This window comes from Algoriphagus jejuensis (assembly GCF_039523455.1).
Classification (GTDB): Bacteria; Bacteroidota; Bacteroidia; order Cytophagales; family Cyclobacteriaceae; genus Algoriphagus; species Algoriphagus jejuensis.
This window is the reverse complement of the sequence record NZ_BAAAFI010000007.1, coordinates 145,194-160,855: the sequence shown is the minus strand read 5'-3', so window position 1 is coordinate 160,855 and position 15,662 is coordinate 145,194. Positions and strand designations below refer to the sequence as shown.

Genomic DNA, 15,662 nt, shown 5'->3' with positions numbered 1-15,662 from the left:
GAATTTAAATATTGAAAATAATGCCGTTTGGACAATAATTGACTAAGGTAAAGTTTATCCTTGTTCATCAAATTCTTTTCTGAGGGCAGTGCGTCGATAGGGGGAGTAATTTAATTTACGCTTAAAAAATAATACCTGACAATTCTCAAATGAATCCAGATAGATTTTATCAAGTTAGACTGTAAGAGTTATTGTTTTGCCGCTTGAACCGTGGTTTCTGGCCAATCTTTTTTTGAAGGTTAGGGCATGAAAACACCGATAAAATCATTACTTAATCGAGCTCATGTTGGTCACCAAATTATCCTAAGGACCTTTTTTCAAAGAAATCGCTCCGCGTCCCGGCCTCGCCTCATACATTACAAAAGAGCCTTTTTCGTCGTTTTCAATCTCGAGAACCGTATTTTCCTCATTTTGAAGAAATTGGACGGACTTCCAATCAGCAGAAATATAGGTCTTCAGCGTCAATGGCACGGCGTAAACAGACGGATCAAGATCTGAGGAAAGAGTCAGGGTGATCAGGTCTTTTTCGACTTCGGCGCTGACCTGGGTTGCTTTTCGCTCCCGAAGGTATTTGGTCACATCCCGAAAGGTTGCAATCCAAAGATCTTGCTCATTGGCTTTCATGTAGGAGAAATACTCCACAAGCTCTGGACGGGTCTTTGGCTCCCACCCCAGATTTTCCACGCCGTGAAAGACCAACACGAGCCAGTTGTTGTCGTGAGTCATGACCGTATCGACCCAGGCTTTCATCTGATTGATATCGATGCGGCTGACCGGGCCGCGCTGCCACTGTACGTATTCTTTGGAGGATTCGCCTGGATTCATCTTGCTTCCGCGGTTGATCTCCTCCAGCCAAGGTTCCGGCATGCGATTGCGAAGTGCCGGATAGATTTTGTGCGCATACTCCATGACCCGTTCATTTTCGGTTCCATAGGGCCCTTCGGCGCTGAAGATTGATTCCGGGCCGATGAATTTGAGTAAGTCGGCTTTGCTTTGCTCCAACTCATACAGCATGTTGACCTCATCCAAGGCCGCCAGTCGCGGATGGGTGACCGTGTGCGAGGCGATCTCATGGCCTTGGGCGAAATAGGACTTGTACTGCTCCCAGGTCGTGGTGTCTTCCACATTGTTGTGAAAGACCACGTCGTCGGTGTCCTTCATCGTGCCTTGCCGGATTTTTGCGTAGCCTTCGTCGATCAGCGCATGCGCTTCGGCTATTTTTCCCTGCTCAAAGAGCGAACCTGCCCGGGCATGGTAATCCTCCGCCTCACTGGTGCCGGTATAGGCGATCAGGGATGCCCGCTCAAAAAAGTTGCTCGGATCCGTTTTGATTTGGGCGGTTTCGGCGATGATTTCCTGCGGATCTCTGCCGATGAATTTGCCTGTGCCAGAGCCTTCCACTTTTCCGGTGATGATATAAAAGGTAGCCGGCAGGCCCAAGCTATCCATGATGGGTTTGGCGATGGTGAGTTGGTTGACTATGCCATCGTCGTAAGTCACGGAGATCGCGCCTTTTTTATTCCCCTGAAATTTGGCGATCTCAGTGTGGCCGACCATCGGGTCGACCGGTGAGCATGCCAAAGCAAATAGCGCTAAAGGGATAAAGTTAAAAGCAGGTTTCATGATGGGTCTGGATGATCATCAGGCTAAATTGCTGAAAAAGTGCAAGTAGCATAAGACCGCTGATCAAGTTTTGTGAGGATGTGGTGATCGTATTGCTGGTGGTCTGCGATTGGAAATTCCATCCAGTATTGTGCTAAACGGTAAGGATAGGAGGGTGGAATAGCATTCCGATAAGTATCGGAACCCACCCAGCGTCTTGCGAACTCCAAAGCCAAAATAGAATTGACTAGGCCGAGAGAGGGACAACGCCTTGCACTGAAGTAGAATTCCTCATTTCGAAACGGTTGTTGTTTTGTCCCGAACAATTAGACCCGTCCGCAATATTTTGGGCATCCTATTACTAATTTTGTAATTCTGGCAGAAAAAATGCTTACTACTACTCCTACCTTACTTCACTTATTTACATAAGTTTTCATTTCTTCCCAATTCCTGAAATAGTGCCCAAATTCTCATCCAGAGCCCTTTTTCTATTACTATTGCTTTTGAGCATGCATGTGGATCTTTTTGCCCAAGATGAGAACGACACCTCCAAAATCTCAATAACTAGAAAGGCACTTGATAAAGGAATGGACTTAATCACCAGATCCAATCGAGATACGGTGCTGGTAGAAAATGCAGAAACGAAATTCCTTCCTTTTGGAGGAATGATCATCCGGAATATCTCCGTGGAAACTGTAGGTTTTGATTTTTCCATTTATGGACAGCAGAAGCCAATTGTCCAGAAGGTGGGTAGAATCGCAAATAAGCTACACACCGACACGCGTGAAAAAACTATCCGACAACATCTGTTCATAAAAGAGAACACACCATTAAATCCTTATAAAGTCGGAGATAATGAGAGATTCCTTCGAGATCAACCATTTATTCTAGAAAGTAGAATAATACCCAAACGGGTAGGTGATACTGATTCTGTGGATTTGGTTGTCATTACCCGGGACATTTTCAGCATAGGTGGATCCATCGGAGGCAGTTTTCCTAAAGCCCCGCTGATTAAATTATATGATGCCAATGTAGATGGACGAGCTCAGGGATTTGAGGTTGATTTTCTATATGATATAGACAGAACACCTCGGGCTGGAATAGGCGCTGCCTACACCAAGAGTAGCGTGATGGGAAGTTTGGCGGATTTGGCACTTTATTACACACAGTTGAATTCAGGCCTGAGTTTGGGTGAAGAAAAAGAATATTCCTATGGAATTCTACTTGAAAGACCGCTCGTTTCTCCCTATTCCAAAATGGCAGGAGGAGGCGGATGGAGTCAGAATTGGTCACGCAATGTAGATTCTAGGCCAGACTCACTTTTTCTAAACTATAAATATGATGTGAGCAATCTTTGGGCAGGTTACAATTTTGGATCAGACAAAAAGCTGCAAGACAGAAGCAGGAAATTTGTCGCACTGCGTTTGTTTGATGGCTATTTTACTACTTCCCCCGAGCAGGAAAAAGTAGCAGATGAGGCAAGATACAACAACAGTTCAGGGATTTTGGCTGAGTACACACGCTATCAACAGAATTTCTTCAAGACTCAATATGTTTATGGATTTGGGCGAACTGAAGACATTCCCTATGGATACAATCTATCCACTACGGTAGGATATACTAAGACAATGGGGATAGAAAGACCCTACGCAGGCCTTAATTTAAATTATAAAGGAGCTGCAAAAAGTGGTAGTTTCTACGAAGTGCTGCTGAATGCGGGAGGCTACGTCCGCAACAGAAGTATGGAAGATATAGCTATTCAGACTGGAGGGACTTTCTATACGCAAGCCTATTCCATCGGAAAATATAAAATCAGGAATTCGGCTTCCGGATATTACACCCAGCTATTTGACCGCGTGACTAATGATTGGTTGACGATCGGAGGCAATACCATTCCGGGTCTTCGGGTAGAGGAAGTTGACGCCACTCAGCGGCTATCTCTTGGATTTGAATCCAGCCTATTTACGCCTTGGTCGCTGATAGGATTTCGGATAGCACCATTCAGTTCTTTTTATTGGGCAAAATTGAGATGCTCAACCTGCATAGATAAATACCAAAACTTCACGGGAATAAGTCTAGGTGCACGGATTAGAAATGAAAACCTGATATTTGGAACCATGGAAATAAAGGGCACTTTTATACCAAATGATGACGAAGGAAATTCAAAATTTGCCTTCAGCTTCCGCAAAAATCTACGGTTTAGAAAGACAGATGTCTATGTGACTGCTCCGAGTCTGATTATTTACAATTGATACTTAAACGTTCTTTTCTTACCAAAGAATCGGATGTTGCCAATCTTGGTGTAATTCTTATATGAAGGATTGAATTGACGCAATGACTAGCCTGTCGAAAAGTCGTTTGCCCAGATTAATATCTTGGGTGTAACAGATCTCTGATGAGTTTTTCAGACGTTTTTGCCTTCAGGTTTTCGATTTTTTTCATCTTGAAGTATCCACAACTGTTAGCCAGTTCTCCTGTTTTGAAATCTTCCAGAACAGTTGAGTGTAGCTACAAACTCACCCATCGTCCTCGTGAACTTGAAAAGTTAAAGAGAGTAGACTGTGCCTAGCGGGGGATTTCACGTTTTTCGCCATTTAAAAATTGGTAGCGATAGAAGGGTGGAATTACAAATTTCACCCAGCGTCCTCCTGAACTTCAAAGCGGAAAAGAGTAGACTACGCCGAGGTGGGGGAGAGGTGCATCCTATCGAGGTAACTCGGGTAGGGACCTTTACTCGATTACATACTGCTTATGGATTTGTTTCGTCTGTTGCATGCCAGCCTGCAAAAGGCTTGACTGTCGCACAGTTCGGGCCTCCATCCTTACCTGTTCCTGGAACACTGGTTTGCAGCATCGATTCGCCGGTTAATGAATCAATGTCCTTCCAAGTGATTCCCGTCAAAGGGATTTTAAGCCGTCTCGACCAAGGTGTGTCGGATTGGCCAGCATAGGTTCCGATGTCGATGTATACAAACCTATTATCTCCGGAGCCTTGAACAAAACTGCCCGACAATTTGGGAAATGTATCTTTTGATCTGTCGCCCTTGACTTTAATTGTGAAAGTAAAAGTTAAATCGTTGAATGTGGGGATTTGCTTCTGCATTGTTTCATAGTTATTGCCAGATCCCTTTTGCAGGCCAAAAACTACCGACGACGTGGGTTTAGTAAGAATGATTTGAAGTGTTATCTCAGATTCCATTCTATCAACATGGTTAGTAAAACCCGTCACAGCATCGGTTTTTCATTTAGATGGCTATAACGTCTAGCTATAAGGCGTGGCGGCACACCAAAATATCAAATTATTGTCAAACGGGCCGGCTGCGTTATAGACTTTGTTAGCGGTTGGGCAGCTTACTCAACTCCCAATATTTTTCTAAACTCCTTTTCGAGATCATTAGTTATTTTTTCAATGTCTTTCTCAAGAAAACCATTAACATTGTCTCTTAGGTCTGTAAATCCTTTGTCCTTTGATTTTATTGCTTGAATTTGCTTGTCGACTAATTTAAAAGACTGTAAAAAACTCTGTGTGTCCTTATTAATTTTGTCAAGTTCATTATTCAAATTGTCAATGATTGAGCATAGGTCTTTACTCAAATAAAGTCTATTCCTATGAAAATAGGAACTGAAATCTGGAACAATATTGGACCAACTTGTAATTCTTGATTTTAAATCCGCTTCTTCATGTCCAGCGGCTAATTCAACGTTGAAGAAATGAATTACAGCCATCTTGTAATTAAAAAGTTTGTCATATAGTTCGCGTATTACAATGGCTCTTTCTTTATGTAACGAAGCGTATTGAATTTCATGTGAGATATTTATTCTTTCAAGATTGCTCTTGTGTGTTTCAATACTCTTTGTCAAATAGGTCTCAAATATGCTTTTAGAAAAATACTTGATTAGTCCATACGCAACTGGTGTCGCGAGGGCAAATAGTCCCAGGTATTTCAATAATTCGTCCATGTTTTCTTGTCGAGCTGCCTTACCGCTAACGCCTAGCTATAAGACGTATGCTTTTAAATACCTACATCTTTGTCCCACGTTGCTGACGAAATTTAACAGCACACATGTTAAGAACCTACAATACAGCATATGTTTTATAGCTGATTTTAGCGGCTGCCGTGTTCACCGCTCCGATAATCTTCAGTCCTTTCTATTTGTCCGTCTTTGTCGTAGTAGACCCAAACGCTGTCCTTTAACCAGGTGTCGTCTGCGGGAAAGGGATTCTCATCTGTCACCGTGTCGTCACTTTTGTAGAACTCTCTTCTTTTTGTTATTCCGTCTTTATAGTTGTACGTCACAATTCTGCGTCTATGTCCACCTTTATTGTACTCATATGTTGAACTTGCATTCTCACCTATTGATGAACCAATAAACATGAACAAAAATGTCGGAATCGGTGTCGCGAAAATTAATGTCACCCAGTCCGATTTTGATTTTACTTTTACCTTCTTCCAGTAAAAGAGTCCACCGAGAAGAATTCCTCCAATTATCCAGAACCAAGGAAAGATGAAAACATAACCCATCGATGCACTTTGGTCAGAATAGATATTCCAAAAGAAGAACAGAGTAATTGTAGTGTAAGTAATTGCAAATATTCTCAGTCCCATATTTTCTTGTCTGTCCGTCCCAACACGGTTGCCGCTAACATCCGTATAAGTCCCACTCCTTTCCCGAGTGTCGTGTATATTTATTTTGGGCGAAGGATTTTCCTTCGCTATGGAATAGGGATGGTATTTTTCCCAAGAGGATTTATTTATTCCACTCAATCACTTCCATCTCACTGAGTTCTGGGCCGCCGCCCCGGTTGCCGGAACCGGCTTGGACGTAGATCTTTCCATCCAGAAATACCGTTCCGGTGCCGTGTCTGCCTTGAAGCAGGTTCGGAAGGGTAGACCAGGTGTTGGTGCGGGTGTCGAGGACTTCCACCTCGGAGTGGGCTGGGACTTGGACTCCGCTTTCACCGTTCATCACGACCAGGTAGGGGCCGATGCCCAGGTTCGAGTTCCCGGCACGTTCGGTAGGGATTACCGCATCGATGGTAGTCCAGGTACTTGTCTTGAAGTCATAGTAATCCACTTCTTTGATAGTCGTGTCGATCACCCGGTTGTTTTTGGCATTGGAAGTCCGGCCACCGGCCAGATAGAGACGGTCACCAACCATCGCTGCACTTACGTGATCTCTAGGTCTTGGTGCGTCGGCGAGCGTAATCCATTTTCCTGTCTTGGGATCCAGCTCGTCAAACCAAGACACAAAACCATCCCAGTGTCCATCCTGGATGCCGCAAATAAGGTAGATCTTATCGTCTCTCACGAATACTCCGGCAGAGCCTCGCAGGCGGTCGGTTGGAATAGCGGGGCCTTCTCTCCAGGTCTTGGTTTTTGGATTGAAGATCCAGGCATTTGGAATCGGAGTTTCGTGGGGGTAACCGCCGGTGAAGGCACCGATGACCCAGATTTCGTCCTTGTACGTCACAGCCTGAAAGTGGCTGATTTCCATCGGTGCGTCGGCTACTTTTGTCCAGGTGTTGGTTTTGAGGTCATATTCTTCGACTGGTCTTTCTCCACGTCCACCGAGGGAATAGAGCTTGCCGTCGCATTCCACGAAAGAGTTTTCATGGCGCGGAGTCGCCTCGTTTGTCGGTGTGATGACTGTCCAGGTATCCTGCGAATAGGCGGGAAGGCTGAAAAGAAAGAGAAGGGCGAAGAGTAGGTTTTTCATGGGAAAGATGATTTTGGAAATGGGATTTCGGTGAGTAGAATTCAGATTGGTTTTATGATTGGCAGATTTGTAGAAACTTAAAGAATGATTTCTTTTCCAATTTATCAATTCCAACTTTTTAAAATGGATGTATTGTGAAAGAGCTACTTAAAAATCGATTTAAAAGTTCGCCCTGAGTAAAATCCAACTCTGCGAAACTCTTCCGAGGAAGAGCTATACTTTCACTTTGACTAATCAGATAATTAGATCTTTGACTTCGATGGAAGCCAATTATCGATCGGCTTTAAGAGGTCGCTCTACAGCAGAGTTTTTGGCGAAATTGGGAATTGTAGAAGAGGAATCTGATGAAACTATGTATTGGCTGGAGTTGATTTCTGAATCAGGATTGGCCAATGCTGAATTGGTTGCCCCTCGTTGGAAGGAATGTAATGAGCTTTTGGCCATAGTGGTATCTACAATCAACACAACCCGGAAAAATCAAAAAACCTCAAAATCATAGGGGTATGGTTTGATTTTCGGGAGGGACGTGCCGAAATCCGAAATCAAAAATCCGAGATTGATTACATTCCCAAACCCCTCAAGCTTGGTTGAATTATCCTCCTGATCCTGGGCTATTCCGTTTTTCGAAACGTCATGTTTCGGGTTCGCCCGGCGGAAGCTTTCAGTCCTTCTACCTCTCCGGCGCTGTTGCGGGTGAATTCAGCCCGTCCAAAGAACCAGGTGTCTCCAGAAAACACGTTCTTTTTGATTGGGGTAAAGTAGATCTCATGGTGTCGGGAATGGGTGGCCACCAGGTTGCTGTCAATGATCACGAACTGGTAGGCCGTGGACAATTCGTCGCTGTAGTAGGTGCCAACAAATTCCGAAAGGTCCACTGATCCGGGATCGAAGGCCTCTATTCTTTTGCCCTCGTCGCTGTCATTTTCTGAGTAAGACACCTTTAGAGTTTGGCTGAGAGCGTTTGTCTCTTCGAGAAATTCAAGGGTTATTTCCAGTTCTTCCAATTTGAACTGAGTATCAGAAATTGGGACGAGAGGATAGATTTCCTCTCCCGTGGCTTGGATATGGAGCTGGTCATCTTTTTCTGAGACGGAGAGAATATCCCCATTTTTCATCTCATAGTCTCCAAGGTGTTTGGTTCGAACTTCCGGACTGAGCGTTTTGACAGCAGTCGAATCGGGTTTTTCTTCAGCTGTTTTTTCCTCTTTTTCCGTCAGATTTTCCAGGAAAAGATCAGCCACTTGGTGCGCAAATTTGCCCGACTCGAAGGAAGCATCGTTGCTAAAAACCGATACGGCAAGGTTTTGATCAGGATACCTTGCGAAATAAGTGCGGTAGCCCGCATCTGCACCGCCATGGGAGATCTCGGAGACTCCTTTGTATTCCCCTATAAACTGCCCCATCGCACCTCCGAAGGTTTCTCCGTTGTTTAAATGTGCAAGCGTATTCAGTTTGTCAATGATGCTCTGATCGCCGACTTGGGGATTGGAGAAATTTTCAGCCCATTTGCTCAAGTCCTCTACGGTGGTGAATAAGCTGGTAGCGCCGACATTGGCATAGCTCAGAACGCTTTTCTTATACCCCGAGCTGTCGGGATAATAGGAATAGGCTCGATTGGGGACGATTTTCTCATGGTCATCATAGAAGAGCGTGTGATTCATCTGAAGCGGTTGGAAGATCTTTTCTGAACAAAACTCCGCAAACGTCTGCCCCGAAACTCGGGCGACCACCTCGGCCAGAAGCGTAAAACCGGTGTTGCAATACAGGAATTCTTCTCCCGGATCAAAGTTGAGCTCCTGCTGTTTGCTGATGAGTTTGAGCACCTGTTCTTTAGTGATCACATCGTCGAGTCTCCATCCTGCGATGGCGAGGAGATTCCACTGGTCGCGCAGGCCGCTGGTATGCGTTGCCAGATGTCTCAGCGTGATGGTTTTTCCAAAATCCGGGACTTCCGGAATGTACTTTCGGATGTCGTCATCCATCGAGAGTTTACCTTCTTTTTCCAGCATCAGTGCGGCAAACGCGGTGAATTGTTTCGACACAGAGGCGATGTGAAAGATCGTGCTTGTGGTCACTGGGATTCCGTATTCTAAATTGGCCGAACCGTAACCTTTTTTGAACAGGATCTTTCCATCCTTGACCACCGCCACGGCGACTCCAGGCGTGTCAGAATGATTCCATTTTTCAAAGATCCGGTCGGCTTCTTTTTCCGAAGTCGGTCTACATGCCGAGATGCAGACGAGCAAAATGAGAACGAATCGTAAAGCCATGGAGAAAATTCTGGTTTTAGTTTGCTTTGGAAAAGATTGGAATTGAAAAAAGAGGTTTGTTCGGGTTCTCAGCGAATTATTCCGCCAACGGAGCCAGTTCAATTTCTCGGCAATACTTACAATGGAATCCTATTCAATTGCATCACATAAAATAGTCGATTTCTCACGATTCTGGAAATCAAATCAGCGGATTGCCAAAAATCAAAGCCGGGAAAGCCGATCCTAATTTGCGGGCAGCGATGTCTTCCGCCGAACTGCAGAAATGGAGAATAGTATTTGACCGGTTTGGATTGTTCGGATCCTCAGGCTATCATTAAAACCAAATCCTCACGATCTTCCATGCGCTATCTTACCTCCCTGTTTTTTATCGGTTTCATGTTTTTGGGACTGGTTGGTTTTGCTCAAGAACTCAAACCAAAACGCGTGGTGGTAATAGGCATCGACGGACTCAGCGTCGACGGCTACAAGACCGCCAAGCATCCGAATCTTGACGAACTCATGAAGGACGGCGTGCTCTCGATGGATACGCGTCCCGTGATGCCTTCCGTCACGATGCCAAACTGGACGAGTCATCTGACATCGGGCGGCCCCGAGCAGCACGGCGTCACCGGCAACGAATGGAGGGTTGACAACCAGAAATTTCCGCCGATTGAGATTGATGAGGCTGGGTACTATCCTTCCATTTTCAAATTGCTGAAAGATCAGGTTCCCGGAGTGAAAACCGCCTTTTACTATAATTGGGCCGAACTGATCAATTCCTTCAACAAGGCTTATTTGGATGAAGTCAACTTTGAGGAAAATGACGGCTATGCGGTCAATTACGGCAAAGCGTATGATTTCATCGTGGAAAATGAAGACGATCCAACGCTGGTTTTTCTCTATACTGTGCACGTCGATCATGCCGGACACAGCTACAAATGGATGTCACCGGAATACATCAAAGCAATCGAGGATGCTGACGCAGAAATTGGAAAATTGATCGGTAAGATGAAGGCTTCGGGTCACTACGATGATACCAACTTCCTGCTGATCTCCGACCACGGAGGAAATCCCGCTTCGGGACATGGTGGGTTGAGCATCGAAGAGATGCAGGTGCCTTGGGGGATCACCGGACCTGGAATTGTGAAAAACCGGAAGATGGACGAGCCGAACAGCAATGCCAACACGGCTGCGGTGATTGCGTCAATCTTTGGTTGCAGAGATCTTTCTGTCTCGACGATCGGCAAGGTACCGGGGTCGATCTTTGAGAAAAAGTAACGGATTTTTCTCTCTAAAACTGCTTCGGCTTCTGGCCTTTGGATGCCAATTCGGCGATTTCGTCAATCCGGTTTTGCCGGGTTTCTAGCCGCTTGGCGAAGACGAGCCATGTCAACATCATCTTCCGCACGGACTTGCTGAGGCTTTCGAAAAACTCCTTTGCTCCGGGTTTAGAAACCAACGCTTCCTCCAAATCTCTCGGTACAATTAAATCCTCAACCTGATCCAAGATGGTCCAAGAGCCATTCAGCTTCGCAACCGCCACCGCATCCAATCCTGCCTGAGTCATCAATCCGGACTCCATCAGCTTATCGATCTTGTCCTTGTTGATCTTGGACCAGGTGCTTTTTGCCTTTCGCTTGCTGAAAAACTGGTGGGAAGTCTCGTGGTCGATCTTGATTTTTTTGCTGTCGATCCAGCCATAGCAAAGCGCAGCGTCGACGGCGTCGCTCCAGGTGAGGGAAGGCTTTTGCGTGGCTTTGCTGTAGAAGACAACCCATACCGAAGACTTTGAATTGTGATTCTGTTCCAGCCAAGCCCTCCATTCGGTCGTATTTCTAGGGCAGAATACTTCGGGTTCTTGCATTTGACTAATGTGAGAAAAGTCTGTTAGCTTCGAGCAAAGGGCTAGATTTGTTTTTTTCTCATGAGTTTATTTGACATGAAAAATGCTCCTTCTGGAGAAGCAGTATCACCTCGTTTTTAATTTCAAATCTCAAACTTCGAATCTCAAATCCCCCTTACTTTCCCAAATCCAAAATGTCCCGAATCTTGTTGATTTCGGCCATCTCGTCGAAAAGTCCTTTGCTGTCTTCTGCCGCAATTTTGTCGCGAAAGGCAGTCAGGTTAGCGATGTAACCGTCCATTGCGTTGAGGATATTTTCTTTGTTTTCGGTGAAAATCGGTGCCCACATCGCAGGGCTGGATTTGGCTAGGCGGACGGTTGAGGCGAAGCCCGAACCGGCCATGTCAAAGATGTTTTTATCATCTTCCATCTTTTGCAAGACTGTCTCCCCAAGCATAAAAGAAGAGATATGTGAGAGGTGCGATACAAAGGCGAGATGGCGATCATGCTCCTCGGGATCCATAAACCGGAGTTTCAGATTCAGTGCTTCGAAGAGTTGGTAGGCCTTTTCTTTCAGATGTAAATCTGTCTTTTCCAGCTCGCAGATGATCAGGACTTTTTTGTCCAAGAGGTCAGCGGATGCGGCTTTGGGTCCGGAATATTCCGTGCCCGCAATCGGGTGCGCAGCCAAATATTGGCTCCGCTTCGGGTGATCGGTCAGCAACGCGCAAAGCTTAGCTTTGGTAGATCCGACATCGAAAACCAGTGTATTTTCATTGACCTGTTCAAGTGTTTTCAGCACCAAATCTCCCAAGGTATCCGCTGGCGTAGCCAGGATCACCAAATCCGTATCCGCGTCCGGTTTTTCCTTCGCCTCGGTGATGATGCCCAAAGTCAGGGCCTCGGCCAGATTTTTTTGGTTGGCATCTGTGCCGGTGATGATCAGTTCGGGGAATTTCTGTCGGGCACCAAGGCCAAATGAACCTCCCAGGAGGCCAAGTCCGATGATGTGTAGTTTCTTCATGACAGGGTTTTATTTGATACGGTTGATCGCCTCCAGGATTTTGAACTCGGGCATGCAAAGAGAGAACCTGACGTAGTTTTCTCCCTGCGAGCCGAAGATTTTTCCCGGAGTGATAAAAATGTTCTTTTCGTATAGCATCCAATCGACCAATTCCTCGGCGGATTTTCCCTCGGGCATTTTGCACCAAACGAAAAGCCCGGTGGCCTTAGGGTCGTAGCTCAGTTCCAGCTTTTCGGCAAGCTTCCAAATCAGTTTTCGACGGTTGTCGTAGATCTCGTTCTGGTCGGAAAACCAATTTTTCCCCAAGTTCAAAGCCGCAATAGCTCCTTTTTGGAGGCCGAGAAACATGCCCGAGTCCATGTTTGATTTTACCTTCAAGACAGCTTCGACCCAATCTGCCCTTCCGCAAAGCATTCCCACGCGCCAGCCGGGCATGTTAAAGGTCTTACTAAGTGAATTGAGTTCCAAGGCCACTTCGTTTGCTCCAGGAATCGCCAAAATGCTCAGCGGTTCAGGATTCAGGATATGGCTATAGGGATTGTCATTGATTAGGACGATTTGATGCTTTTGTGCAAAAGCGACAAGTTCGGTCAGGATTTCTCGAGAACCTGGCGCGCCGGTCGGCATGTGCGGATAGTTGATCCACATCAGCTTGACTCTGCTCAAGTCTAGCTGCTCTAACGCCTCCAGATTTGGTTTCCCTTTTCGCAGTAGATCCAAGTCATAATAGATCGGTTCGGCCTGAGCCAAATTAGTTACCGATGAGTAAGTCGGGTAGCCGGGATTGGGAATCAATACCTGATCTCCGGGGTTTAGAAAAGCCATGCTGATGTGCATGATGCCTTCTTTGGAACCCAAAAGAGGTAGGATTTCCTTGCCGGGATTGAGTATAACCCCATACTCTCTGGAGTAAAATCCCGCCATAGCGATCCTCAATTCCGGTATTCCCTGGTAGCTTTGATAACCATGGGCTTGGGGGTGTTCTACGGTGCTTTTCAAGGCATCGATCACTGTACGGTCGGGCGCCCTATCCGGAGACCCGATTCCCAGATTGATTACTGGTTTTCCGTCTGCGATCATTTGATTGACTTCCCGAAGCTTTGCCGAAAAGTAGTATTCTTCGACCGTGTTGATTCTAGTGGCGAATCCCTTCATTATTTCCTTCGTGTGTATTCACCAAAAATTTTCAAGTCCCCAAATTGCTGGGTTGCCGAGTCCATGGCCTCCCGGTATAGGTCATAGTCTGCAAATTCTGCGTCTATGAAGAACGCATATTCCCAAGGTTTTTCAATCACGGGAATGGACTGGATTTTACTCAAATTGAATTGTTTTTCCGATAAATAGGTCAGCAGTTTGGCCAATCCTCCTGCCTCATTGTGAATGGTAATCTTAAAGGAGACCTTGTTCGGAAGGCGTTCGGTTTGAACCTTTTCCTTTTGCAGAATAATAAATCGAGTGAAGTTCTTTTTGACGGTTTGAATATCCCGCGCCAAGATCTCCAACCCATAGATGTCTGCCGCTATTTCGCTGGCGATCCCAGCCAGTCCGGTCAGTTTATTTTCCGAGATCCTTTGGGCCACAGCAGCAGTATCCACGTCGTCAAACTGGCGAATGTGCGGGTACTTGGCTAAGAAAGTCTTGCATTGCAATAGCGCCATTGGATGCGACCGAACTTCGAGGATATCCTCGATTTTCTGTCCGGGAAGCGCCATCAGCTGATGGGCAATCGGCAGGTAATATTCGTCGCGGATATACAGCCCGTAGCGATCAATCAGATCGTAGTTGGGTAAGATGGCTCCTGCAATGGAATTCTCGATTGCCATCACACCGAAGTCAGCATCTCCGTTTGCGACGAATTTAGCCAAAGACTCAAAAGTATTGAAAGGGATGATCTCGCTGTCTGCGCCGAAGTTTTCCAGTGCGACTTTATGGTGAAAAGATCCCGGTACGCCCTGAATGGCTATTTTAAGGCTCATAATTCTGCGAGGTTTTCTGTTTGAATCCCTGCCAAATTACAGTGCTTCCAAAAACTTGGGTAGGACTTGTTGACCACGTCAGGATCTTCGATGATGACTTCGGTTTTGGTGAGCAAGGGCATAAACGCCATCGCCATGCGGTGGTCGTCGTAGGTGTGAATCTGCACTTGGTTGGGCATGGTCACGGATGGAATCACCTGATAGACTTCCGGTTCGATCTCTTTCAGTTCTGCGTTGAACTTCGCCAATTCCTTCTGCAAGGCGAAGATTCGGTCGGTTTCTTTGATCTTCAAACTTTCCACCCCGGTAAAGATTGCGTTTTGTCCGAGGATTGCACAGGTGACGGCGACGGTCTGAGCCAAGTCAGGACAGTGGGTGAAGTCCCAGTTTTTAAGTCCAGTGACTGCTTGTTTTTTTAGCAAAACACCGCCGTTTTCGAAAGTGCTTTTGATCCCAAGATGGCTCATGATCTCGACAATGGCGGAGTCACCTTGCAGGCTGTTTTCTTTTAATCCTTCCAAAAATAGCGCCCCTGAATCCGCACAGGCCAGTAAGCTGAACCAGTAGCTTGCGCCCGACCAGTCACTTTCCACCGCAAAAGCAGTCGGCTGATAGGCTTGAGGAGCGATCTTGATTTTGTTTTCTTCCCAGGTGTAGTTGATGCCAAATTGGGCCATCAACTCCAGAGTCATTTCGATGTAGGTCCGGCTGCCGACTTTTCCTTCCAGCTCGATCTCCAATCCTTGAGGAAGTAGCGGTGCAATCATCGCCATGGCCGAGATGTATTGGCTGGAGACGTCGCCCCGGATTTTCACTTTGTTTGACTTTTGCGCAGGCAAGCCGTGAATCGCAAGGGGAGGATACCCTTCAGCGTTCAGATAATGAATGTCAGCACCGATTTCTCGCAGCGCATTCACGAGCACCCCAATCGGTCGCTCGCACATACGGGCTGTTCCGGTCATGACTTTTTTCTGATTCGTCACCGTGGCAAAAGCCGTCAGAAAACGCATGGTCGTGCCGGCGTCCAATACGTCAAACACGGCCGGATTGCTGCTGAGCAATCGGATCATCGTCTGCGTATCGCGGGCTTCAGCGAGATTGGTGATTTTGTTTTCCCCCTCGGTCAAGGCATCTATCACCAAAGCGCGGTTGGATTCACTTTTGGAAGAGGGAAGGGGTATTGTGGTCGGGTTGAAATCGCTTTTTTGGCTTAGGCGAAGTGAAGTCATGGTGTGCGTAGTCAAGGCTTT

At 46.2% G+C, this 15,662-nt stretch carries 14 protein-coding genes and 1 pseudogene; 3 read left to right on the top strand and 12 right to left on the bottom strand.

Going from position 1 to position 15,662, the window contains the following annotated elements; translation table 11 throughout:
* Positions 1-303: 303 nt before the first annotated feature.
* Positions 304-1,623, bottom strand: a complete 1,320-nt coding sequence (locus ABD031_RS08580) for a polysaccharide deacetylase family protein (protein WP_343850356.1) — start codon at positions 1,621-1,623, stop codon at positions 304-306.
* 437 nt (positions 1,624-2,060) lie between these two features.
* On the opposite strand from ABD031_RS08580, the gene ABD031_RS08575 reads away from it, so the two are divergent.
* The gene (locus tag ABD031_RS08575; protein ID WP_343850354.1) at positions 2,061-3,854 is read left to right on the top strand and encodes a BamA/TamA family outer membrane protein; all 1,794 of its coding nucleotides are present in this window, start codon (positions 2,061-2,063) and stop codon (positions 3,852-3,854) included.
* Positions 3,855-3,981: 127 nt separating this feature from the next.
* Here the strand turns inward: ABD031_RS08575 and ABD031_RS08570 are convergent.
* The 5 genes and pseudogenes from ABD031_RS08570 to ABD031_RS08550 form a co-directional block, all read right to left on the bottom strand.
* A pseudogene (locus tag ABD031_RS08570) lies at positions 3,982-4,104 on the bottom strand (IS1595 family transposase); the annotation flags it as partial.
* A 247-nt stretch (positions 4,105-4,351) separates the two neighbouring features.
* Positions 4,352-4,801, bottom strand: a complete 450-nt coding sequence (locus tag ABD031_RS08565) for a DUF5990 family protein (protein WP_343850352.1) — start codon at positions 4,799-4,801, stop codon at positions 4,352-4,354.
* Between the two features lie 152 nt (positions 4,802-4,953).
* Entirely contained in the window at positions 4,954-5,562 is a 609-nt protein-coding gene (locus ABD031_RS08560; RefSeq protein WP_343850350.1) for a hypothetical protein, read from the bottom strand.
* Positions 5,563-5,708: 146 nt separating this feature from the next.
* A complete protein-coding gene (locus ABD031_RS08555) occupies positions 5,709-6,368 on the bottom strand; it encodes a hypothetical protein (protein ID WP_343850348.1) in 660 nt (219 codons plus the stop codon).
* Positions 6,352-7,320 carry a Kelch repeat-containing protein gene (locus ABD031_RS08550; RefSeq protein WP_343850346.1) on the bottom strand — a complete coding sequence of 323 codons (969 nt, stop codon included), beginning with the start codon at positions 7,318-7,320 and terminating at the stop codon, positions 6,352-6,354. Before ABD031_RS08550 ends, ABD031_RS08555 begins: the two co-directional genes overlap by 17 nt.
* 226 nt (positions 7,321-7,546) lie before the next feature.
* On the opposite strand from ABD031_RS08550, the gene ABD031_RS08545 reads away from it, so the two are divergent.
* Positions 7,547-7,819 carry a four helix bundle protein gene (locus ABD031_RS08545; protein ID WP_343850344.1) on the top strand — a complete coding sequence of 91 codons (273 nt, stop codon included), beginning with the start codon at positions 7,547-7,549 and terminating at the stop codon, positions 7,817-7,819.
* Between the two features lie 112 nt (positions 7,820-7,931).
* Here ABD031_RS08545 and ABD031_RS08540 read toward each other — a convergent pair whose 3' ends face one another.
* Positions 7,932-9,590, bottom strand: a complete 1,659-nt coding sequence (locus tag ABD031_RS08540; RefSeq protein ID WP_343850342.1) for a serine hydrolase domain-containing protein — start codon at positions 9,588-9,590, stop codon at positions 7,932-7,934.
* 339 nt (positions 9,591-9,929) lie between these two features.
* On the opposite strand from ABD031_RS08540, the gene ABD031_RS08535 reads away from it, so the two are divergent.
* Positions 9,930-10,847 (top strand): alkaline phosphatase family protein, encoded by a 918-nt coding sequence (locus ABD031_RS08535; protein WP_343850340.1) that lies wholly within the window; start codon positions 9,930-9,932, stop codon positions 10,845-10,847.
* Positions 10,848-10,860: 13 nt separating this feature from the next.
* On the opposite strand, the gene ABD031_RS08530 is transcribed toward ABD031_RS08535, so the two are convergent.
* The 5 genes from ABD031_RS08530 to ABD031_RS08510 form a co-directional block, all read right to left on the bottom strand.
* Positions 10,861-11,433: a YdeI/OmpD-associated family protein gene (locus ABD031_RS08530; protein ID WP_343850338.1), complete on the bottom strand. Its 573-nt coding sequence runs from the start codon at positions 11,431-11,433 to the stop codon at positions 10,861-10,863.
* Between the two features lie 154 nt (positions 11,434-11,587).
* Positions 11,588-12,436, bottom strand: a complete 849-nt coding sequence (locus tag ABD031_RS08525) for a prephenate dehydrogenase (protein WP_343850336.1) — start codon at positions 12,434-12,436, stop codon at positions 11,588-11,590.
* Between the two features lie 9 nt (positions 12,437-12,445).
* Positions 12,446-13,591 (bottom strand): pyridoxal phosphate-dependent aminotransferase, encoded by a 1,146-nt coding sequence (locus ABD031_RS08520; RefSeq protein WP_343850334.1) that lies wholly within the window; start codon positions 13,589-13,591, stop codon positions 12,446-12,448.
* Positions 13,591-14,412 carry a prephenate dehydratase gene (locus ABD031_RS08515; RefSeq protein ID WP_343850332.1) on the bottom strand — a complete coding sequence of 274 codons (822 nt, stop codon included), beginning with the start codon at positions 14,410-14,412 and terminating at the stop codon, positions 13,591-13,593. The genes ABD031_RS08520 and ABD031_RS08515 overlap by 1 nt, the downstream gene beginning before the upstream one ends.
* The gene (locus tag ABD031_RS08510) at positions 14,409-15,641 is read right to left on the bottom strand and encodes a 3-phosphoshikimate 1-carboxyvinyltransferase (protein WP_343850730.1); all 1,233 of its coding nucleotides are present in this window, start codon (positions 15,639-15,641) and stop codon (positions 14,409-14,411) included. Before ABD031_RS08510 ends, ABD031_RS08515 begins: the two co-directional genes overlap by 4 nt.
* Between the last annotated feature and the right edge of the window lie 21 nt (positions 15,642-15,662).